20 protein-coding genes are annotated in these 20,483 nt (G+C 74.6%); 7 read left to right on the forward strand and 13 right to left on the reverse strand.

Annotation, left to right across the window (positions count from 1 at the left end):
- The first annotated feature begins 29 nt into the window (after nt 1-29).
- The 3 genes from ACQXVK_RS07635 to phoA all read left to right on the forward strand — a co-directional run bounded on the left by ACQXVK_RS07635 (nt 30) and on the right by phoA (nt 2,884).
- Complete coding sequence (locus ACQXVK_RS07635) at nt 30-443, forward strand: SIP domain-containing protein (protein WP_022905803.1); 414 nt, start codon at nt 30-32, stop codon at nt 441-443.
- Nucleotides 444-552: 109 nt separating this feature from the next.
- Nucleotides 553-1,053: a Dps family protein gene (locus ACQXVK_RS07640; protein WP_430853189.1), complete on the forward strand. Its 501-nt coding sequence runs from the start codon at nt 553-555 to the stop codon at nt 1,051-1,053.
- Nucleotides 1,054-1,192: 139 nt separating this feature from the next.
- Complete coding sequence (gene phoA / locus ACQXVK_RS07645) at nt 1,193-2,884, forward strand: alkaline phosphatase (protein WP_430853190.1); 1,692 nt, start codon at nt 1,193-1,195, stop codon at nt 2,882-2,884.
- Between the two features lie 65 nt (nt 2,885-2,949).
- On the opposite strand, the gene ACQXVK_RS07650 is transcribed toward phoA, so the two are convergent.
- From ACQXVK_RS07650 to ACQXVK_RS07670, 5 genes are all read right to left on the reverse strand, one after another.
- Entirely contained in the window at nt 2,950-3,612 is a 663-nt protein-coding gene (locus ACQXVK_RS07650; protein WP_430853191.1) for a response regulator, read from the reverse strand.
- Nucleotides 3,609-4,892, reverse strand: coding sequence for a sensor histidine kinase (locus tag ACQXVK_RS07655; protein ID WP_430853192.1), 1,284 nt, complete (start codon nt 4,890-4,892; stop codon nt 3,609-3,611). The genes ACQXVK_RS07650 and ACQXVK_RS07655 overlap by 4 nt, the downstream gene beginning before the upstream one ends.
- Nucleotides 4,889-5,572, reverse strand: a complete 684-nt coding sequence (locus ACQXVK_RS07660) for a DedA family protein (RefSeq protein WP_022905808.1) — start codon at nt 5,570-5,572, stop codon at nt 4,889-4,891. The genes ACQXVK_RS07655 and ACQXVK_RS07660 overlap by 4 nt, the downstream gene beginning before the upstream one ends.
- 119 nt (nt 5,573-5,691) lie before the next feature.
- Entirely contained in the window at nt 5,692-7,236 is a 1,545-nt protein-coding gene (gene rfaE2 / locus ACQXVK_RS07665) for a D-glycero-beta-D-manno-heptose 1-phosphate adenylyltransferase (protein ID WP_430853193.1), read from the reverse strand.
- A complete protein-coding gene (locus tag ACQXVK_RS07670; protein WP_430853194.1) occupies nt 7,233-8,633 on the reverse strand; it encodes an aldehyde dehydrogenase family protein in 1,401 nt (466 codons plus the stop codon). Before ACQXVK_RS07670 ends, rfaE2 begins: the two co-directional genes overlap by 4 nt.
- 134 nt (nt 8,634-8,767) lie before the next feature.
- On the opposite strand from ACQXVK_RS07670, the gene ACQXVK_RS07675 reads away from it, so the two are divergent.
- Nucleotides 8,768-9,862 (forward strand): glycosyltransferase family 9 protein, encoded by a 1,095-nt coding sequence (locus tag ACQXVK_RS07675; protein ID WP_430853195.1) that lies wholly within the window; start codon nt 8,768-8,770, stop codon nt 9,860-9,862.
- Nucleotides 9,863-9,916: 54 nt separating this feature from the next.
- Here the strand turns inward: ACQXVK_RS07675 and ACQXVK_RS07680 are convergent, their stop codons facing one another.
- From ACQXVK_RS07680 to ACQXVK_RS07710, 7 genes are all read right to left on the reverse strand, one after another.
- Complete coding sequence (locus ACQXVK_RS07680) at nt 9,917-10,621, reverse strand: SDR family oxidoreductase (RefSeq protein WP_430853196.1); 705 nt, start codon at nt 10,619-10,621, stop codon at nt 9,917-9,919.
- Between the two features lie 66 nt (nt 10,622-10,687).
- On the reverse strand, nt 10,688-12,055 hold the full coding sequence (locus ACQXVK_RS07685) for a PfkB family carbohydrate kinase (RefSeq protein WP_430853434.1): 1,368 nt from the start codon (nt 12,053-12,055) through the stop codon (nt 10,688-10,690).
- 77 nt (nt 12,056-12,132) lie between these two features.
- Nucleotides 12,133-12,756 carry a D-sedoheptulose-7-phosphate isomerase gene (locus ACQXVK_RS07690; RefSeq protein ID WP_402262850.1) on the reverse strand — a complete coding sequence of 208 codons (624 nt, stop codon included), beginning with the start codon at nt 12,754-12,756 and terminating at the stop codon, nt 12,133-12,135.
- Nucleotides 12,753-14,144 carry a glycosyltransferase gene (locus tag ACQXVK_RS07695; protein ID WP_430853197.1) on the reverse strand — a complete coding sequence of 464 codons (1,392 nt, stop codon included), beginning with the start codon at nt 14,142-14,144 and terminating at the stop codon, nt 12,753-12,755. The genes ACQXVK_RS07690 and ACQXVK_RS07695 overlap by 4 nt, the downstream gene beginning before the upstream one ends.
- Entirely contained in the window at nt 14,141-15,142 is a 1,002-nt protein-coding gene (locus tag ACQXVK_RS07700) for a glycosyltransferase (RefSeq protein ID WP_430853198.1), read from the reverse strand. The genes ACQXVK_RS07695 and ACQXVK_RS07700 overlap by 4 nt, the downstream gene beginning before the upstream one ends.
- Nucleotides 15,143-15,183: 41 nt before the next feature.
- Nucleotides 15,184-16,263, reverse strand: coding sequence for a glycosyltransferase family 9 protein (locus ACQXVK_RS07705; protein WP_430853199.1), 1,080 nt, complete (start codon nt 16,261-16,263; stop codon nt 15,184-15,186).
- Complete coding sequence (locus ACQXVK_RS07710; RefSeq protein WP_430853200.1) at nt 16,260-16,811, reverse strand: D-glycero-alpha-D-manno-heptose-1,7-bisphosphate 7-phosphatase; 552 nt, start codon at nt 16,809-16,811, stop codon at nt 16,260-16,262. Before ACQXVK_RS07710 ends, ACQXVK_RS07705 begins: the two co-directional genes overlap by 4 nt.
- 100 nt (nt 16,812-16,911) lie before the next feature.
- On the opposite strand from ACQXVK_RS07710, the gene ACQXVK_RS07715 reads away from it, so the two are divergent.
- The 3 genes from ACQXVK_RS07715 to ACQXVK_RS07725 all read left to right on the forward strand — a co-directional run bounded on the left by ACQXVK_RS07715 (nt 16,912) and on the right by ACQXVK_RS07725 (nt 19,433).
- The gene (locus ACQXVK_RS07715) at nt 16,912-17,913 is read left to right on the forward strand and encodes a glycosyltransferase family 9 protein (RefSeq protein WP_022908397.1); all 1,002 of its coding nucleotides are present in this window, start codon (nt 16,912-16,914) and stop codon (nt 17,911-17,913) included.
- 50 nt (nt 17,914-17,963) lie between these two features.
- Entirely contained in the window at nt 17,964-18,320 is a 357-nt protein-coding gene (locus ACQXVK_RS07720; protein WP_031263208.1) for a PRC-barrel domain-containing protein, read from the forward strand.
- A gap of 93 nt (nt 18,321-18,413) precedes the next feature.
- On the forward strand, nt 18,414-19,433 hold the full coding sequence (locus tag ACQXVK_RS07725) for an SGNH/GDSL hydrolase family protein (protein WP_430853201.1): 1,020 nt from the start codon (nt 18,414-18,416) through the stop codon (nt 19,431-19,433).
- Here ACQXVK_RS07725 and ACQXVK_RS07730 read toward each other — a convergent pair.
- A complete protein-coding gene (locus ACQXVK_RS07730) occupies nt 19,385-20,275 on the reverse strand; it encodes a universal stress protein (protein WP_430853202.1) in 891 nt (296 codons plus the stop codon). The genes ACQXVK_RS07725 and ACQXVK_RS07730 overlap by 49 nt on opposite strands.
- Nucleotides 20,276-20,483 lie beyond the last annotated feature (208 nt).

Raw genomic sequence — 20,483 nt, forward strand, 5'->3', positions numbered from 1 at the left:
TGAGGTAAGGCTTCCCTTACCGTTGCCGTATGGCACGGACCCGGCGACAGCCCAGCGAACGCATCCTCCTCGCCGGTGGCGTCGACGACCTGCCCGAGATCACCCGCATGCTCGAGGACCTGCCCGCCAACGCGTACGGCCAGGTCTTCGTCGAGACGGCCCTGCCGGAGCAGGTGCACACCCTCCCGGCGCCCCCGCGGGTCACCGTGACCTGGCTGGTCCGGAGCGCCCGCCCCTCGGCGGTGGCGTCCCTCGTCTTCGCCGACCACGGCGAGGCCCTCGCGAGCGCGGTCACGGGGTGGGCCGCCGAGTGGTGCGTCGCCGACTGCGAACCGCGCACGACCGTCTGGATCGGCTGTGCCGACAGCCCCTGGGTCGAGCGGGCGCGCTCCGTCGTGCAGATCGAGCTGGACGAGGCCGGCTTCGACACCCTCGTCGGCTGACCGAGCGAGGCCAGCCTTCGCTCCCTTGTGGCGCACGAGCGGAGCGGGCACTGTTGTCACCATCGGACCCACCCCACTCGGGTGGGACCACGAGGCAGGAGGAAACGACATGACCGACACCACCAGCACCAGCACCAGCACCACGTCGCCGTTCTCGACCACGCCGGAGCTCGCCGCCGGTGTGGCGCAGTTCCTCGCCCCGGTCGTCATCGACCTCGAGGCGCTCGTCGTCAACGGCAAGCAGGCGCACTGGCACGTCCGTGGCCGCAACTTCGTCGGCGTGCACGAGCTGCTCGACACGATCGTCGAACACGCGCAGGAGTGGGCCGACCTCGCCGCGGAACGCATCGTCGCACTCGGCCTGCCCGTCGACTCGCGCATCGCCACCGTCGCCGCGAACACCACGATCCCGCCGCTCTCCGAGGGCTTCCAGAACTCCGACGTGACCATCACCGAGGTGATCGCCGAGATCGACGCCGCGCTGCTGCAGGTCCGCCGTGCGGTCGAGGGCCTCGACGAGGTCGACCTCAACAGCCAGGACGTCGTCATCGAGATCGAGCGCGGGCTGACCAAGGACCGCTGGTTCCTGCAGGCGCACCTGGCCGCGTAGACGCGACCCGTCCGACGCACGCGCACCGACCGCGCGGCAGCCGTTCACGTGACGGCCGTCGCCCGTTCACCCGCCTGTACCCACGCACAGCCATCCTCGGATGGCACCCGTTCGGGGGCACAGACGAGGGGAACAACCGATGCAGCACACTCCCGAGCGACGCCGCCGGACGGCGCTCGCACTCTCCGCCGCGCTCATCGCCGGCGCCGTGGCACTGCCGGGCGCGGCCGAGGCGGTCGGCCAGCTCGCGCTCGACCAGCACGGCGGCGCCCAGCGCCACCAGGGCGACCAGACGCGCTCGGTCCAGCAGGAGATCGAGCGCGCCGGCGCGAAGAACGTCATCCTGCTCATCGGCGACGGCATGGGCGACTCCGAGATCACCATCGCCCGGAACTACCAGTACGGCGCGGCCGGTCGGCTGCCGGGCCTCGACGCCCTGCCGCTCACCGGGTCGTACACGACGTACTCCGTGGTCAAGGACGGCGCGGACAAGGGCAAGCCCGACTACGTGACCGACTCCGCGGCGTCGGGCAGCGCGTGGGCGACGGGCACGAAGACGTACGACGGCGCGATCTCGGTCGACGTCGACGGGAAGCAGCAGCAGACGCTCCTCGAGCTCGCCAAGGCCAACGGGCTGCGCACCGGCGACGTGTCCACCGCCGAGATCCAGGACGCCACCCCGGCGGTCCAGGTCGCCCACGTCGGCGCCCGCTCCTGCTACGGCCCCGACACCGCGTCGTGCGGCACGGACGCGCTGCAGAACGGCGGCCTCGGGTCGATCAGCGAGCAGCTGCTGAACACCCGACCGGACCTCACCCTCGGCGGCGGGTCGGCGAGCTTCCAGCAGACCGCGAAGGCCGGGCAGTGGCAGGGTTCGACCCTGTTCGACCAGGCCGAGCAGCGCGGCTACCAGGTGGTCTCCGACGCCGACGGCCTCGCCGCCGTCCGTCGCGCCGACCAGTCGAAGCCGCTCCTCGGGCTCTTCACCCCCGGGAACTTCCCGACCCGGTACGCCCCCACCACGGCGACCGTCGGCGGGGCCGACCAAGCACCCGTGCAGTGCACGCCGAACCCGGCACGCCTGTCGACCGGGCTCTCGCTGCAGTCGCTCACGAACAAGTCGATCGACCTGCTGAACCGTGACCGTGCGAAGTCCGGCAAGGGCTTCTTCCTGCAGGTCGAGGGCGCGAGCATCGACAAGCAGGACCACGCCGCCGACGCGTGCGGCCAGATCGGCGAGACGATCGACTTCGACGAGGCCGTGCAGGCGGCGCTCGCGTTCGCCAAGAAGGACGGCAACACGCTCGTGATCGCCACGGCGGACCACGCCCACTCGAGCCAGATCGTCGACAACACGCCGCCGACCTCGCTCTCCACGGCGCTCCGCACGGCCGACGGCACCACGATGAAGGTCTCGTACGGCACCTCGGCCGCCGGCAGCTCGCAGCAGCACACCGGCACGCAGGTCCGCATCGCGGCGTACGGCCCCGGCGCCGCGAACGTCGTCGGGCTCTCGGACCAGACGGACACGTTCTTCACGATCCGCGACGGCCTGGACCTGCACGAGGACCTCGCGGCGCTGTCCCGCGGCGCCCGCGTCGACCTGTCGGTCGGAGCACCGCGTCCGGGCCAGCGCGTGACGCTCACGGGCTCGCGGTTCGCCGGCGACCGCCAGGTGCGGGTCGCGGTCGGCTCGACCGACCTCGGCACGGTCGACGTCATCGACGGCACCGCCACGGTGGTGTGGAAGGCGACGCCCGGCAAGTCGACGATCACCTTCACGGGCGTGCAGTCCGGCAAGCAGGCGTCGAAGCAGGTCCGGGTCCGCTAGCACCCGGGACGGACGACGTCCACGGCGCGCCCTGCCGGACCGGCGGGGCGCGCCGTGCCCCTGCGTCAGCCGCCGGGCGTCACCAGGCCCGTCTCGTACGCCAGCACCACCGCGTGCACGCGGTCCCGCAGCTGCAGCTTCGCGAGGATCCGTCCGACGTGCGTCTTCACGGTCTGCTCGGCGATGAAGAGCTCCGCGGCGATCTCCCCGTTCGACCGGCCCCGTGCGAGCAGCAGGAACACGTCGCGCTCCCGTTCCGTGAGCACCTCGAGCACCTCGGTCCGGGGCGCGACCGGCAGCGGGCCCGCGACGAACGCCTCGACGAGGTGCCGGGTCACGCGCGGAGCGAGCAACGAGTCGCCGGCCGCCACCGTCCGGACCGCCTGCACGAGCTCGTCGGCAGTGGCGTCCTTGAGCAGGAAGCCGCTCGCACCGGCGCGGAGGGCGTCGAACACGTAGTCGTCGATGTCGAAGGTCGTCAGCATGACGACCCGGACCGGTTCGGTCGCGGGTGCGGCCGTGATCCGGCGGGTCGCCTCGATGCCGTCGAGCGCGGGCATCCGCACGTCCATCAGGACGACGTCCGGCCGGAGCCGCAGCGCCTCGACGACCGCTGCGGCGCCGTCGGCGGCCTCGCCGACGACCTCGATGCCGTCCTGGGCCTGGAGGATCGCCACGAGTCCGATGCGGAACATCTGCTGGTCGTCGACCACCATCACACGCGTCATCGGGTTCCTCGGTCGGCCTGCGGACGCAGGGTGGTGGTGCCGGGGTGGCAGGGCAGTGTGACCCGGACGCGGAACCCGCCGGACGGCAGCGGTCCGTGGTCGATCGTGCCGCCGAGGGCCGCGACGCGCTCCCGCATGCCGGTGAGCCCGAAGCCGCCGTCGTCGGGCGGGACGATCGCGACGGTGTCCCGCGGTGGTGCCGCGTTCACGACCTCGACCGCGACCACCGCGTCGCGCCGTACGACGGTCACGGCGGTCTCGGCACCCGGGGCGTGGCGTGCGACGTTCCCGAGGGCCTCCTGCACGACGCGGTAGGCAGCGAGTCGGGCCAGCGGGTCGATCGTGCCCCCGGACGCCCCCTCGTCGAGCTGGAGCGCGACCGGGATCCCGGCGGCCTGCGTGGCACGGACGAGTGCGGGCAGGTCGTCGAGCCCGGGTTGCGGAGCCCGTTCGGCGGCGGTGTCGGCGCGGAGCGTACCGAGCAACTGGCGCATCTCCCGCAGGGCGGTCCGCGAGGTCTCGGCGATCGCGGCGAACTCGGCGCGTGCGGCCGGCGGCAGGTCCGCCACGCGGAAGGGTGCCGACTCGGCCTGCATGTGCACGACCGACATGCTGTGCGCGACGACGTCGTGGAGCTCGCGGGCGATCCGGGAGCGTTCCTCGACCGAGCGGCGTCGGGCCTGCTCGAGCTCGACGTCCCGACGGGCCTCGGCGAGCTCGACCCGGACCGCCCGGCGCTGCCCGACGGCCACGGCCGTGCCGGCGAAGAGCAGGGAGCTGCCCGCGGAGACGACGAAGGTGGCGGCCCAGACGTCGGCCGGCTCCCAGCGTCCGGGTGCCACCGCGACGAGGGCGAGGGTCAGCACCGTGGCCGCGGTCCAGACGGCTGCGGTGAGCCGCCAGTCGGTCCGGACGCCGAGCACGACCAGGAGCGCGCCGACGCCGATGATCGCGGTGACCGGGAGCGGCCACGGACCGGCGGGCGACCCGGCGGTGAGGAGGCCGAGCGCCGCCACCGCCGCGAGGTGCGCCACCGAGGAGGTCCGCGGCAGGACCGGGGCGAGCCCGAGCGAGACCGAGAGGACCGCGGTGACGAGCAGTGCGAGGGGGACGGGCACGTCGTACACCGCCACCGTCACGGGGGCCGCGACCGCGAACAGGGTCGCGGCGACCACGACGAGCACGATCCGAGCGACGACCACGGGCCAGGTCGCCCACTCCCGACGCGTCGACCACGGCCGGCGTCGGCGGGGCGTCACGGGTGGGACGTGGGCGGTCACGGTCGAGCGGTCCCTCCGGCGTGGGCGAGCTGCGGGGCGGGTGGTGCCGTGTCCATCTCGGCCGCACGGGCCGCGGCGCGGGCGTCCCGCTTCCGGCCGACTCTACCGAGGACGCGGTCGACGGCGATGCCGAGCCCGGCGGCGACCACCATCGAGACGAGCGCGGCGACGACGGGTTCGTGCAGCACGCTCGACGTCGCGAGGGCGATCCCGATCGAGGTGGCCGACCACGCCAGTCCGGCGATCGAGCTGATCGCGAGGAAACGGCGGTACGGCAGCCGGGTGGCGCCGGCGGTCATGTTCACCGCGACCCGTCCCACGGGGATGTACCGGCCGACGAGGACGAGGCTCGCGGACCGCCGTCGCATCTGCCGCTCGGCGAAGGCGAACGCCGAGGCGATCCGTGGGCGGCGGGATCGCGCGAGCCGGTCCAGTCCGATCCGACGGCCGATCCAGTACGCGACGGAGTCCCCGGCGACCGCGCCGAGCGCGGCGGCCACGAGCACCCCCGCGAGGAGCGGCTGTCCGGAGGTCGCGGCGACGGCGGCGACCGCGACGAGGGCCGTCTCGCTCGGGACCGGCGGGAAGAAGCCGTCCACCAGGCAGAGCACGAACAGGACGACGAAGACGAGCGGGCTGGTCGCCAGCTCGACGACGAGCGGGGTGATCTGGTCGAACACGGTGGCTCCCTCCGCCGACGGACCTCGTCGACGGTCCCGACGTTACGGAACCGCGCGCCTGCTGCCATCCCCCGCGGGTCTCGACCACCCCCTACCGTGGTGTGAGGTCGCCCGACCGGTCAGGCGGCGCCGTCCGACCCGTCGGCGGCCGTCGCCTCGCGCGCGATCGTCTCGGTCGCCGCGGCTGCCTCGGTCGCCGCGGCTGCCTCACGGATCCGTCGGACCACGGCCGTCGTGGAGTGCTCCGGGACGTAGTCGACCATGACGACCTCGCCGCCGTAGCCGCGCACCACCGCGGTCTCCCGCAGCATCTCGGGGGAGTAGTCGCCGCCCTTGACGTAGACCTCGGGCCGCAGCCGCTCCAGCAGGGGGATCGGGGTGTCGGTCGCGAAGACGGTCACCAGGTCGACGCACGCCAGTGCCGCGATGACGCCCGCCCGGTCCTCGGCCTGGTTGATCGGACGCTCCGGGCCCTTCAGCCGCCGGACGGAGTCGTCGTCGTTGAGTGCGACGACGAGCAGGTCGCCGAGGTCGCGGGCCTGCCGGAGGTAGGTCGTGTGTCCGCGGTGCACCACGTCGAAGCAGCCGTTCGTGAACACGACCCGCCGACCGGCCGCCCGCGCGTCCGCCACGGCGGCGGCGAGTTCCTCGTGGTCGACGACCGTGGCCGCCGGCGCCGTCACGGACTCCAGGAGCGCCGCGGCGGTGCAGACGGACGTCCCCGCCTCACGGACGACGACGTCCGCGGCGGCCTGTGCGACGGACACGGCGTCGCGGAGCGGTGCGCGCACCGCGAGCGCGACCGTCACGGCGGCGCAGAAGGTGTCGCCGGCACCGGACGCCTGCTGCTCGGACGCCGGGACGGCACGCGTGCGGAAGCCGTCGTCGGTGCCGTCCTCGACGAGGACGGTGCCGTCGCGGTCCAGCGTGACGACGGCAGCGCGCGCGCCGGTGCGTCGGAGGACCTCCTGCCGGGCGTCCACGACCGCCGAGGCCCGGTCGCTGCCGGTCCCGAGGGACGCATCGAGCAGTGCCCCGGCCTCGCCGGCGTTCGGCGTGACGAGGTCGGGTCGGAGCTCCGACCAGCGGGTGAGGTCGTGCGCGTCGACGACCACCGCGGCGGGACGGTCGGCGTCGAGCACCGGGACCACGTCGGCCGGGTCCACGCCGAGGCCGTAGTCGCAGACGACCGCGGCGTCCGCGCACCGGAGCGCACGGGCGACGGCACCGGCGAGACGCACACCGTGCTCGGCGGTCGGCTCGGCGGCGATCTCGTCCACGCGGACGACGACCCGGTCGCCGCCGACGACGCGCGACTTCCTCGTGGTGCGGGTGCCGGGGACGACGACCATGCAGGACGTGTCCACCCCGGCGGCGTCGAGGCGTTCGCGGAGCACGACACCGGCCTCGTCGTCGCCGAGCAGCCCGACCATCCGGACGCGTGCGCCGAGCGCGCGGGCGTTCACGGCGGTGTTCGCCGCGCCGCCGGGGACCGCGACCGTCCCGGTGACACGGACCACCGGGGCCGGTGCCTCGCGCGAGACCCGTTCCGCCTCGCCGACGGTCCAGCGGTCGAGGATGCAGTCGCCGATGACGACGACGAGCGGTTCGCGGTCGTCGACCGCGGCGACGAGCTCCCGGACGAGCCGGACGTCCGCGCTCACCGTGCGCCCCCGGCGGGCGGTGCCGCCTCGAGGTGCACGACGGTCGTGGTGGTCAGCTCGTCGAGCAGGTGCGGGCCGTACCCGAACCCGGCACCCGAGGCCCCCCGTGGCTGGGCGCTGCCACCCGGGGCGCCCCCGAACACGGCGTTCACCTTCACCGTGCCGACGGGGAGCTCGGCCGCGGCGCGCAGGGCGCGCCCGGAGTCGTTCGTCAGCACCGTGGCGGCCAGCCCGTACCGGTCGGCGGCGGCGAGCCGGAGGCCCTCGTCGAAGTCTTCGACGACGCGGACGGGGGCGATCGGCCCGAAGGTCTCCTCGGTCATGACGAGCATGTCGTCGGTGACACCGGTGAGCACGGTCGCGGGGTAGAAGGTGCCAGGGCCGTCCGGTGTGGTCCCGCCGGTGCGTGCCGACGCACCACGCTGCAGGGCTTCGTCGACGTGCGACTGCACGGTGCGCCGGAGCCGGTCGTCGACGAGCGGCCCGTACTCCGCCGCCGGGGCGGACGTCCGCCGCTCGGCCTCGGCGACGAGTGCGGTCACGAACGGCTCGGCGACCGCGCGGTGCACGTAGACCCGCTCGACGCTCGTGCAGATCTGGCCGGTGTTGGCGAAGGCCCCGAGGGCGACCTGGGCCGCGGCCCACACCGGGTCGACGTCGCCGTCCACGACCACGGCGTCGTTCCCGCCGTTCTCGCGCACGACGTGGGCGCGGGTCCGCACGGCCGCCTCGGAGAGCCGGTCGCCGGTGGCGGTCGACCCGACGTGGGCGTAGACGTCGATGCCGTCCTGTTCGAGGAGCAGCTCGCCGGTGGCGGCGTCGCCGTCGACCCCGACGAGGACGCCGTCCGGCAGGACCTCGGCGAGCAGGGCGTTCAGGCGGGCGATCGTCGCGGGGGAGCGCTCGCTGCCCTTGTGCACGACCGTGTTGCCGGTGACGATCGCGGCGCCGAGGATCCCGCACGCGACGGCGACCGGGTCGTTCCAGGGAGTGAGTGCGAGCACGACGCCACGCGGGTGCGGCACCGACCAGTCGGCAGCGCCGAACGCACCGCGCAGGGCCTCGCCGCGGTGCACGGGGCCGAGCTCGGCGTACTGCACGAGGGTCCCGATGCCCGCTTCGACCCCGCCGATCGCGTCGCCGGGGACCTTGCCGGTCTCGCGGGTGTTGAGGTCCGCCAACTCCTGTGCGTGCGCACGGACGTGCTCGGCCGCGCGGTGGAGCACGGCACCACGCTCGGCGGGTGCGGTGCGCGCCCAGGCGGGTGCGGCCGCCCGGGCGCGGGCGACCGCGGTCCGGACCTCGTCCTCGGTGGCCCGCCGGACGGTGGTGGCGAGGGTCCCGGTGGTGGGGTCGGCGACGACGATGTCGTCGGTGGCGGGGGGTGCGATCGTCATGGTGTCCTTCCGAGGGGCTGCCGGGCGTCCGACGCTCCTCGCGCGGTGCTGGGCACGTCCACGGCATCGCGTTTCTCGTCCATCCGGCGTCGCTGCTGGACGCCCGGGCGGCGCACGGTCGGTAGACGGGACGGGTGCAACTGATCGGCAACGGTGGAGAACCCTTCGACGACGTCCGCGAGATCGCGGTGCTCCGGGGCGGTGGACTCGGCGACCTCATGTTCGCCGTCCCTGCGATCGAGGCCCTCGCGGCGGCCTACCCGGCGGCGCGGGTCACCCTGCTCGGCACGCCGATCGCACCGGCGGTCCTGCGCGGTCGGACCGACGCCGTGCACGCGTTCGAGGAGCTCCCGGTCGTGCCGGGCGTCCGGGACGCCGGAGCCGGTACCGGTGCCCCGACCGTCGAGGCCTTCGAGGCGCGGACCGTCGGCCGCTTCGACCTGGCCGTGCAGCTCCACGGCGGCGGCCGGAACTCGAACCCGTTCCTGCTCCGCCTCGGCGCCCGACACACGGTCGGCACCGCCACCGAGGACGCCGAGGTGCCGGACCGCTGGGTCCGCTACGTCTACTACCAGCACGAGGTCCTGCGGGCGCTCGAGGTCGTCTCGCTCGCCGGTGCAGCACCGGTGGTGCTCGATCCTCGCGTCCGCGTCACCGACGAGGAACGCCTGGCGGTCCGCGACGGACTCGGGGTGACCGACCGGCTCGTCGCGATCCACCCGGGCGCCACCGACCCGCGTCGACGGTGGAGCCCGGAGCGCTTCGCCGCCGTCGCCCTGGCCCGACTCCGCGCCGGCGACGACGTGGTCCTGGTCGGTGACGCGACCGACGTCCCCGCGGCCCGCGCGATCCGGGCGGCGCTGCCGGACGAGGTCGTGGGCCGGCTGCACGACGTGACCGGATCGCTCCCGCTGACCGAGCTTCCGGCGGTGCTCGCCGCCGCCGACCTCGTGGTCGGGAACGACTCCGGCCCGCGACACCTCGCGGTCGCCGTCGGGACGCCGACGGTCGGGGTGTTCTGGTTCGGCAACATCGTGAACGCCGGGCCGTTCGACCGCGGCCGGCACCGCGTGCACCTCGCCTACGTGACGCGGTGCCCGGTCTGCGGCATCGACGTCACGCAGGTCGGGTGGACGGCCGAGCGCTGCGCGCACGACCCGTCGTACGTCGACGCGGTCGATCCGCAGGCGGTCCTGGCCGACGTCGAGGACCTGCTCCGCACCACGTGACGGGAGGCGCGGTGCGAGCCCGCACCGCGCCTCCCGTCACGCACTCGGTGCGGTCTACGGCCAGCTCGGCTCCGTCGCCGGCATGATCGACATCTCGCGGATCTCGCAGCCGGCCGGCTGCGACAGCGCGAACAGGATCGCGTTCGCCGCGTACTCGGGCTCGATGAGCTGCGCGTCCGGACCGGGCTTGTACTGCTCGGTGCGGTCCGCGAAGAAGTTCGTGCGCATCCCGGCGGGGATGACGTTCGTCACGCCGACGCTGCCGCCGGTCTCGGCGGCGAGCGCCTGCGAGAACCCGCGGACACCGAACTTCGACGCCGAGTAGGCGGTGCCGTCCCCGACCCCGCGCAGGGCGAGCGAGGACGAGATCGTCACGACCCGGCCGTGCGAGGCCTCGAGCGCCGGCAGCGCCGCACGCACGACCGCTGCGGTGCCGAGCAGGTTGACGGCGACGATGCGCTCCCAGTCCCCGGAGGAGATGCCGCCGATCGGCGCGGGCTTGTCGATCCCGGCCGCGGTGACGACCGCGTCGAGACCGCCGTGCCGCTCGGCCGCGTCGCGCACGGCACGCTCGGTCGCCTCGGTGTCGGTGACGTCGACCGCGACCGCGTCGGTGCCCTCCGGGACGGCGTCGACCCGCAGGTCGAGGACGATCGGGGTACCGCCGGCCTCGGTGACCGCAGCGACGACGGCGGCTCCGAGGCCGGAGGCGCCGCCGGTGACGAGGACGCGGCCGATGGGGGTGGTGGGGACGGGCATGGACTTCCTTCCGTGGTGGTGGTGCTCGCGCGCGGTCCGCGCGCGAGCGTCGTGGGACGTCGAGGCTCAGCCGACGTGCTCGAGCGCGGCCGCGAGGCGGGTCGTCGAGCGGCCGGGGTGGAACGGGACCGTGACGACGCGGCCACCCCACTCGGCGAGGGTGGCCGTCTCGGGCAGCTCGCTCGCGGTGTAGTCGCCGCCCTTCGCCCACACGTCGGGCCGGAAGCGTCGGAGGGCCTCGTCGGGTGTCTGCTCGTCGAACACCACGACGGCGTCGACGCAGTCCAGCGCGAGCAGGAGTTCGACGCGGTCGTCCTGGGTCATGATCGGTCGTTCGGGACCCTTGAGCGCCCGGACCGAGTCGTCCGAGTTCAGGCAGACGACCAGGCAGTCGCCGAGCGCGCGGGCGGCGGAGAGGGTGCGGGCGTGGCCGGCGTGCAGCAGGTCGAAGCAGCCACCGGTCGCGACCACCGTCCCCCCGGCACTCCGGACGTCGTGCACGACGCGCATCGCGTCGCGGTCGGCTCCGGGGACGCGCACGGGTGGGGAACCCTCGTCCGCGAGGAGTGCGGTCACCCCTCCGGCGGCGAGGTACTCGGAGGCGGCGTCGACCCCGGCTGCAACGGCGTCGGTGACGTCGGACCCGGACGCGAGCGCCACGGCGACGCTCGCAGCGAGTCGGTCGCCGGCACCGCAGGGGTCGCCGGCCGTCACGGACGGGGCGGGGACGAAGCGGTTGCCGGACCGACCGTCCGCGACGAGGGCGCCCCGGTCACCGAGCGTCACCGCCACGGCGTCGACGCCCCAGCGCGTGACCAACGCTCCTGCCGCTTCGGTCGCGAAGGGCACGCCGCGTCCGCCGATGTCGGTGAAACCCCGCGCCTCGGCCTGGTTCGGGGTCGCCACCGCGACCCCGGCGACAGGCTCGGCACCCTTGGGGTGCGGGTCCCACACCACGGGGACACGCTCGGCGGTGCGGGCGATCGCGGTGCGCAGGGCCGGCGCGGCCGCGACACCGCGGCCGTAGTCGGCGACGACCACGGCGTCCACGGTGTCGAGCGCGGCCAGCATCTCCGGCGTGGCATGTGGCGCCGGCGGGGTGGCGCACCCCTCGTCGATGCGCACGAGGGCGTGGTCGACGACGCGGACGCGGGTCTTCACCGGGGTGGGCGCGCCGGACGGCCCGGCGACCACGGTGACGTCCGGCAACAGCGCCCGGATCTCGTCGGCCCGGCCGTCGTCGCTCAGCACCGTGACGAGGGTGACGTCGTGTCCGTCCCGGGCGAGCATCGTCGCGACCAGACCGGCGCCGCCGGCGCGTCGGTCGTCCGTGCGGACGTCGACGACGGGCACCGGTGCGTCCGGGCTGAGCCGATCGCTGGTCCCGGAGACGTCGACGTCGAGCAGGGTGTCGCCGACCACAGCGATCCGCAGCCGGACGGGGCCACCTGGGGCGGCCGTACCGACCAGCTGTCGGCGGGTGCCCGCCCGCTGTCGGCGGGTGTCGGCGCTCATCGGCGGCCGCCCCGGCGGAGCGCGGGCTCCATGGCGCGGCAGAGCGCGTGCACGAGCACGAGCTGCGCCTCCTGCACGTTCGCGGACGCCCCGTCGATGCAGATCGCGTCGTCGACCGCTTCGGCGAGGGGGTTCGGACGCGGGCCGGTCATCGCGATCGCCCGCGCGCCGACCGCCCGTGCCGCGGCTGCCGCACGGAGCAGGTTCGGGCTCCTCCCGCTGGTCGAGAGCAGCACGACCACGTCCCCGGCGCGGGCGTGCGCGGACACCTGCCGGGCGAACACCTCGTCGTAGCCGTAGTCGTTGCCGATGGCCGTCACGGCCGACGACTCGGCGTGGAGCGCGATCGCGGAGTAGGCGGGCCGGTCCCCGTCGAACCGTCCGACCAGCTCCGACGTCAGGTGCTGCGCCTCGGCTGCGGACCCGCCGTTGCCCGCGGCGAGCAACCGTCGGCCGGCGACGAGCCGCGCAGCGATGTCGTCCGCCCAGTCGGCGATGTGGTCCCCGTGGTCGACGAGCGACGCGATGACGGGGACGGAGGCGGCGACGTGGTCGAGGACCACCCGGGCACTCGCCGTGGTGGCGTGCTCGCCGAGTCCGGTCTGCTGGTCGATGGTCATCGTGCGGTCCTCTCCGTCGGCTGCACGGCGCGGGCGATCCGGCCGGCGTCGGTGCTGCGCGTGCGTGCGGTTGTGCGGGTGCGTGCCGCGGCGGTGGCCCCGGCGACGCCCGCCGACCCCGCGGCGGTGGCGCCGGCGACGCCCGCCGACCCCGCGACCCCTGTCGTCCCGGCGAGGAGGCGCTCGTAGACGCGTTCGCTGTCCCCCGCGACCTTCTGCCAGGTGTACCGGGCCTCTGCACGTTCCCGGCCGGCGCGCCCGTAGGCCTCCCGCCGGTCCGCGTCGTCGAGCAGCGCACCGACCGCCCGGGCGACCGCGTGCTCGTCGCGCGGCGGGACGTGCAGCCCCGTGGCGTCCTCCACGACGGTGTCGATGAGTCCACCGACGCTCGAGGCCACGACCGGTCGACCGCACGCCATCGCCTCGAGCGGCACGATGCCGAACGGCTCGTACCACGGGGCGCACACGACGACGTCGGCGCTGCGGTAGACGGCGGGCATGTCGTGCTGACCGAGCTGGCCCCGGAAGGTCACGTGGTCCCGCACGCCGAGCTCCCGCGCCAGCGCGTCGAGCCGTTGGTACTCCGGGTCGTCCGGCAGGTCGGCGCCGGCGACACCGGCACCGCCGACCACGACGAGTTCGACGTCGCGTCCGGCGTGCACGAGGTCCGCGAGCGCGGCGATGGTCGTGCCGACGCCCTTGCGCCGGACGAGGCGGGAGGCGGACAGCACCCGGAACGGACGCTGCCGCTCCTCGACGGGGCCGTCCGGTCGGAACAGCGTCGTGTCGACGCCGCACGGGACGACCGAGATGCGCTGGAGCGGCACTCCGAGGGCCTTGAGCTCGAAGGCCTCGTCCGAGCAGGTCGCGACGACCTGGTCGACGCTCCGCCCGACGGTCGGTTCGATCCACTCGCGCTCGGCCGGACTGGTGTCCGCCGAACCCTGGTGCCGACGCTTCACGACACCGAGCGCGTGGAAGGTCTGCGCGACGGGGATCCGGACGCCCCCGGTGCGGGCCTGCACCTGGGCGACGGCCTCGAGCGCAGCGTGCCCGGACATCCAGAAGTGCCCGTGCACGACGTCCGGCCGGTCGACGAACCACTCGGCGGCGAGGACGGACGCGAACGTCCCCATGTACGGGAACAGCTCGTCCTTGGGGACGTGCCGTGCCGGACCGGCATCGACGTGCACGACCTCGACGCCCGGTCGGAGGAGCACCCGGACCGGCTGCCCCGCGTCGTCGCGCCGGGTGTAGACGGTGACCCGGTGGCCCCGGTCCGCGAGTGCACCGGACAGCTCCGCGACGTGGACGTTCTGGCCACCAGCGTCGACCCCGCCGAGAACCGCGAGCGGACTCGCGTGCTCGGACACCATGGCGATCTTCATCCCAGGCTCCCTTCGAGAGCGGCTCCCGCCGCTCGGTTCGTGCGCCCCCCGCGCGTGACCACGTCGTCGAGCAGGTCGTCCCAGTCGGCCAGGTACCGTCCGAGCGCGTGCCGCGCCAGCACGGCCTCCCGTGCCACGGCCCCGCGGCGACGTGCTTCGTCGGGGTCCTCGAGCAGGGTCCTGGAGGCGCGGACCAACTCCTCGACGTCGGTCGCGATCGCGCCCGCCTCGGCGGGGACCGTGCGACTCGCGTCGGTCGTGGCGAGCACCAGGACGGGCATCGCCATGTGCATCGCCTCGATGAGGGACAGTCCGAGGGACGTCCACCGGTTGGGGTGCACGTAGGCGCGGCGCTCCGCGAGCGCGGCGTGCATCGGGTCGGACGGGACGTCGCCGAGCGCGACCACACCGTCGCCGAACCCGAGTTCCGGCAGTCGTTCGGTGGCCATGCCCCACACGTCGACCGGCGCCACCGCGGCGAAGCGGGGGAGCAGGTCCGTCCCGACCACGCGGTTCCGCCGGACCGGCTCGTTGATGACGACGCCGAAGCGGTCGAGCGAACCGGTGTACAGCGGCCCGGGGTCGACGACGCCGTGCTCGATGACGGTCGTCCGGGTGGTGCCGCAGTCCCACATGAGCGCGTTCCAGTGCGTGACGTGCGCGATCGTGAGGTCGTCGCGGTCCCGGAACGGGTGCAGGCTGTTCGGCACGTCGATCCGCGGTGCGTTGTGCTCGACGACGACCACGGGCACCTCCCGACCACCGAGCAGTCGTCGAGCGAGTTCGCGTTCCTCCACCCGCTGCACGACGACGACGTCGACCTCGGCGGCGGCGACGTCGGCCGGGTCGATCTCGATCGCCGAGTCGGGCCAGTCCCGGCCGCCACGGCCGAGGCCCCACGCGTCGCGCTCGGCGTTCGTCGGGATGAGGTACTCGTGCGGGCCGCGGACGAAGGCGTCCATCCAGCCGCCGTGCACGTGCCACACGAGGATCCGCATGCGGGCCTTCCGGTCGAGGAGAAGTGGGAGCAGTGCGGAAGCTACGCAGCACCCTCTGGCGCGCTCCGCAGACTTCTCCGGTCCATCCACGAAGCGCGGTCGAGGAGCCGTTCGTGCGCTTCGAGGACGTTCTCGGTGCGCACGGAGGACAGGCACGGGTGGCCCGGTACCGGGCACTCGCGGGCGCGGCTGAGGCGGCACGGAGCCTGCTGGTCGCCCAGCAGTTCGACGAGCGGCGCGTCCGGCGCCCACTTGACGGCGGGGACGACCGGCGAGAACAGGCTCACGATCGGTGCCCCGACCGCGGCCGCGAGGTGCGCCGGCCCGGTGTTGCCCACGACGACGACCTCGGCGCCGGCGAGCACCGCCGCGAGCTCGGCCGGCGTCGTACGACCACCGAGGTCGATCGCGGTGTCCCCGGCGACCCGGGCCGTCAGCGCGCGTTCGCCCGGCGATCCCGTGACGACGACGGGCATCCCGCGGGTCGCGTACGCGGCGACCAGGTCGCGGTGCCGCTCCTCCGGCCACGCGCGCGCCGGGACGCTTGCGCCGGGGTGCACGACGACGTAGCGGTCCAGGGCGGCCACCTCGGCAGGCGGGTCGACGTCGAGACGCACGCCGAGCCTCCCGGCGTCCCCCTCGGGCGGACGGAACCCGGCCGCTGCGACGATGCGCAGCGCCCGTTCGGCCTCCGGGACGTCCTCGGGGAGGTCCTCGCCGGGGCGGAGCCGCACGTCGAGCAGGGAGCCGGGGTGGTCGACGCTGGCGCCGGAGACCCGGCCGACGCCGGCGAGGCGGAGCAGGAGCGCCACGGGGAGCGGTGACTGGTGGAACGACGTGAGCACCACCGCCTCGTCCGGGCCCTCATCGGCGACGAGCGCCCGGAACTCGGCGAGCACGGCGTCGTCCACCGGTCTGGCGGTCTCGGTCACCCACGGGGCCGCCCAGACCCGGACCCGGTCGACACCGGGCAGCAGGTCCGCCGCGGGGGCGCCCTGCGGCCCGCACAGCATCGTCACGTGGGACGCCCCGGCGGCGACGGCCCGGACAGCGGGGCCCGCGACGAGCACGTCCCCGAACGAGTCGAGGCGGACGACGAGGACCCGGGGGCCGGCCCTCACGATCGGACCGTCCGCACGTGCTCGAGCACGAGGGCGACCGCGTCCTCGATCGTCGCCGCGACCGTCGGTGCGGCGTCGACCTCCTCCTGCCGGGTGCGCGGCGTCGGGACGAGCACGGACTGGGCGCCCGCGGCCAGCGCCGCCCCGACGTCGGCGCCGATGTCCCCGACGACCACGAGCTCCGACGGGTCGAGGCCGAGCCGGTCGGCCGCGTCGAGGACCATCCCGGGGCGGGGCTTCCGGCACGCGCAGTCGTCGTCGGCGTCGTGCGGGCAGACGCACCACACGTCGAAGGGTCCGACGAGTTCGTCGACCCGGGCGTTCGTGGCGTCGACCTGCTCGCGCGTCGCCGTCCCCCTCGCGATCACCGACTGGTTCGTCACCACCCCGAGCGCGAGACCGGCCGCCCGGGCACGACCGACCGCCCGCCGCGCGCCGGGGACGGGCACCACCAGTCTCGGATCGGCGTTGTAGGGGACGTCGACGACGAGCGTGTCGTCGCGGTCGAAGAGGAGACCGCGCACGGTGCGGTCCGGAGCGAGAGCCATGCCCCCGACCTACCGGCGCGCAGCAGGGGGTCGGCTCAGGAACAGCCGGCGAACGCGATCCCGGACGAACGGACCGGTGTCCACGGCTACCGTCGCCCGCGTGACCGCCGTCCCCACCCTGCCCCCGTCCGACGGGCGCCCCGAGCTGCTCGTGCTCCGCGCCATCAAGCTCGGCGACCTGCTCGTCGCGGTGCCCGCACTGCACGCGCTGCGCCGCGCCTTCCCGGACCACCGGATCTCGCTCGCCACCACGGCGTGGCTCGCGCCCGTCGTCGAACTCCTGCCGGACGTCGACGTGCACCTCGCCCAGCACGGTCTGGACCACCCGATCGGTGCGCCCGCCGGGGCGATCGACGTGGCGGTGAACCTGCACGGCGCCGGGCCGGAGTCCTCCGACCTGGTCGCGGCCCTCGGTGCCCGTCGGGTGATCGGCCACGCCGACCCCACGAACGGCTTCGACGGGCCTGGGTGGCCCGACGGCGTGCACGAGCGCGACCGGTGGACCCGCCTGCTCGCCTGGCACGGCATCGCCGCCGATCCCGACGACGTCGGCATCGCGCGTCCGGCGACACCCCCGGTCGCCGAGGGGGCCGCGGTCGTGCACGTCGGCGCCTTCCACGGCGCGCGGCACTGGCCGACGGATCGCTTCGCCGCCGTGGTGCGCGGACTGCGAGCGCGCGGCCTCGACGTGGTCCTGACGGGAGGCGCGGACGACGTCGAGCGTGCGGCCGACGTCGCGCAGGCGGCCGGGCTGGCGCCGGGGGCGGTGCTGGCCGGTGTGCTGCCGCTGCAGGACTTCGCGGGCGTCATCGCCGCCGCCGCGCTCGTCGTCACGGTGGACACCGGGGCGGCGCACCTCGCGTCCGCCTACGGGATCCCCTCGGTGGTCGTGTTCGGACCGGCGCCACCCGAGGCGTGGGGGCCGCCCGCAACGGGTCCGCACGTCGTCCTCACCGACGCCTCGGTGCGCCGCGGCGACGTCTTCGCCGAGGACCCGGACCCGGCGCTCCTCGCGATCGGTCCCGACGACGTGCTCGCCGCGGTCGACACGCTCGCGGTCGGTCGACGACCCGCTGTGACCGACGGGACGGCCGCTCAGTAGCGTGGCGGGTGAGCGACCCGGACACGCCGGGTGCTCACGAGGAGGCACACGTGTTCGAAGCCGCGAACATCCGGGACTGGATCGGTCTGCCGGTCGTCGACGAGGCGGACGACAAGGTCGGCACGCTCGAGAGCATCTACTACGACACCGCGACCTCCGAGCCCGCCTTCGGAGCGGTCACCACGGGGATGGTCGGCTTCCAGAAGCTCCTGTTCGTGCCGCTGACCGGTGCGCTGGTCGCGCCGAAGCACCTGCGGGTCGCGTACCCGAAGAAGCTCGTGAAGGACGCGCCGACGATCGCGACCGACGGTGAGCTCGACGCGTCGCTCGAGCCGGAGGTCTACCAGCACTACGGCCTCGAGTACCGCACGGGCAGCGGGGGAGAGCGACGACTGGGCCGTCGCTGACCGCCCGCGACGGGTCGGCGCGTTAGCCTGGTTCGTCCGACCCGTCCCTGGAGGCCGAACCTGCTCCGCTCCGTCCGCTCGACGCTGCTCGCCGTGGTGGCGGCCTCCGTCGTGCTCGCGGGGTCGGTCGCGGGTGGTGGTGCGGTCTCCGCCGCGCCGATGTGGCCGGTCCCGCAGCCGTACCCGGTGACCGGCGACCCGGTCGAGACGCTCACCGACCTCCCGCCGGGCAGCGAGTACGTCGCACTCGGCGACTCGTACTCGGCCGGCTACGGGCTGTCCGATCCCACCCACCTGCCGACCGGCGCCTGCGGACAGTCCGCCCAGGACTACCCGCACCGCATCGCCGCACGGTTCGGGCTCGACCTCACCGACGTCACCTGCGGCGGCGCCACGAGCGACGACGTCACGAGCGGGTTCCAGTTCAAGGGGGTCCCGCCGCAGATCCGGTCGCTGTCCGAGCGCACCCGCTTGGTGACGCTGACGATCGGCGGCAACGACGCCGACCTGTTCGGCACCGCGGCGTCGTGCCTCGCCCTCTCCCCGAAGGGGCCGGTGTTCTCCGGCCGCGACGCGCCCTCCTGCCGCAGCACGCTCGTCCGGGACGGCGAGGACATGCTCCGGACGAAGATCGAGTCCCGCGTGGCGCTCGGCATCGCCGACACCCTCGCCACCGTGCGGGAGGCCGCGCCGAACGCGACCGTCCTGTTCCTCGGGTACCCGGCGATCTTCCCGGACGCCGACCACACGCCGAAGGGCGGCTGCTTCCGGTCCGCGCTCGACCTCGGGACCCTGGCGGGCTCCTTCCCCTCGAACACCTACCCGTTCACGAACACCGACGTGCGGTACCTGCACGGCGTGCAGGAAGCACTGAACGACGTGTCGGCGTCGGCCGCACGGGCCGCAGGGGTCCGGTTCGTCGACGTGTTCTCGAGCACCCAGGCGCACTCGGCGTGCGCGACGAAGAAGCCCTACGTGTCGGGGGTCTCGCTCGACGGGACCGGTGACCTGCGGCGGATCGACCTCGAGCCGGGCGCGCTGCACCCGAACACCCGCGGCGTCGCCTACCTCACCAAGCGCGTCGCGGCGGCCGCCCGGGACCTCGCCGGCTGATCCGCCGCTCCGGGGACCGGAGCGTCGTGCGCCGCGGGCGGGACCACGACGACCGGCGACACCGTCTCGCGCAGGACGTCGTGCAGGACCGAGCCCGAGAGCGCCGTCACGTGCCCGAGCCCGAGCACCACGACCGAGGCGCGACGCGTGTGCGCGGCGATCGCGTGCCCCGGGTGGCCCTCGACGAGCAGCGGGTGGAAGCGGACGTCGGGGTAGCGGCCCACCAGGTCCGTCGTGACCCGCTGCAGGAGCTCGGCGTTCCGGGTCCGCCATCGCATCGGGTCCTCGGCGAAGTCCGTGAGACCCGTCCGGGTGAGCACCGGCATCTCCCACGCGCGGAGCAGCGTCACTCTCCGGCGGAGCCGACGGGCCTCGTCGACGGCGATCGCGAGGGCGCGGTCGTCGACCGGTTCCTCGACCGCGAGCACGACGTCGCCGGCGATCGGACGGGGTCCCTCCGGCACGACGACCGTCGGGACCGCTGCGCGTGCCGCGACACGGGCCGGGTCCCCACCGGCGGTGGAGCCGCGACGGCCGCGGAACGTGCCGATGACGAGGACGTCGCCGCCGTCCGACTCCTCGACGAGTGCCGTGGTGAACGGTCCGGCGTGCCGTCGTACCTCGACCCGAGCATCGGGCATCGCGGCCCGGGCGGCGTCCGCCACCGCGTCGGCGACGCGCTTGCCGTCCGGACCCGTGCGACCCTCGATCGCCGGGTCGACCCCGATCACCCGGATGCGGTCGATGCCCGTCCCGGCCCGGTCGGTGACCCAGTGCAGAGCCTCCTCGTGCGGCGCTGCCGCATCGGCGGCCAGTGTGACCGTCCTCCACCGTTCGTCCATCCCGATCGACCTCCTCGTCCGGGGCCCTCCGGGGCGTCGTCATGGCGCTCCTCACCCTGCAAACTACTCCCGCTCCCCGGTCGCGGACCCGACCCGTCGGCACGGTGCGGACGCCGACCGGGCCGACCCGCGCCTCCTGGACCGACCGGCGCAGCCGGGGACCGGCCCGCACCGCGCGGCCCGGCGTCGACACCGTCCGCCGCCGGGT

The sequence above is a fragment of the Curtobacterium sp. AB451 genome, assembly GCF_050585845.1.
Classification (GTDB): Bacteria; Actinomycetota; Actinomycetes; order Actinomycetales; family Microbacteriaceae; genus Curtobacterium.

Excerpts from the sequence above, each read along its gene's own strand:
- ACQXVK_RS07635 (WP_022905803.1), top strand. The coding sequence starts at position 30 with ATGGCACGGACCCGGCGACAGCCCAGCGAACGCATCCTCCTCGCCGGT.
- ACQXVK_RS07640 (WP_430853189.1), top strand. The coding sequence starts at position 553 with ATGACCGACACCACCAGCACCAGCACCAGCACCACGTCGCCGTTCTCG.
- phoA (WP_430853190.1), top strand. The coding sequence starts at position 1,193 with ATGCAGCACACTCCCGAGCGACGCCGCCGGACGGCGCTCGCACTCTCC.
- ACQXVK_RS07650 (WP_430853191.1), bottom strand. The coding sequence starts at position 3,612 with ATGACGCGTGTGATGGTGGTCGACGACCAGCAGATGTTCCGCATCGGA.
- ACQXVK_RS07670 (WP_430853194.1), bottom strand. The coding sequence starts at position 8,633 with ATGACGATCGCACCCCCCGCCACCGACGACATCGTCGTCGCCGACCCC.
- ACQXVK_RS07680 (WP_430853196.1), bottom strand. The coding sequence starts at position 10,621 with ATGCCCGTCCCCACCACCCCCATCGGCCGCGTCCTCGTCACCGGCGGC.
- ACQXVK_RS07690 (WP_402262850.1), bottom strand. The coding sequence starts at position 12,756 with ATGACCATCGACCAGCAGACCGGACTCGGCGAGCACGCCACCACGGCG.
- ACQXVK_RS07695 (WP_430853197.1), bottom strand. The coding sequence starts at position 14,144 with ATGAAGATCGCCATGGTGTCCGAGCACGCGAGTCCGCTCGCGGTTCTC.
- ACQXVK_RS07700 (WP_430853198.1), bottom strand. The coding sequence starts at position 15,142 with ATGCGGATCCTCGTGTGGCACGTGCACGGCGGCTGGATGGACGCCTTC.
- ACQXVK_RS07710 (WP_430853200.1), bottom strand. The coding sequence starts at position 16,811 with ATGGCTCTCGCTCCGGACCGCACCGTGCGCGGTCTCCTCTTCGACCGC.
- ACQXVK_RS07730 (WP_430853202.1), bottom strand. The coding sequence starts at position 20,275 with ATGGACGAACGGTGGAGGACGGTCACACTGGCCGCCGATGCGGCAGCG.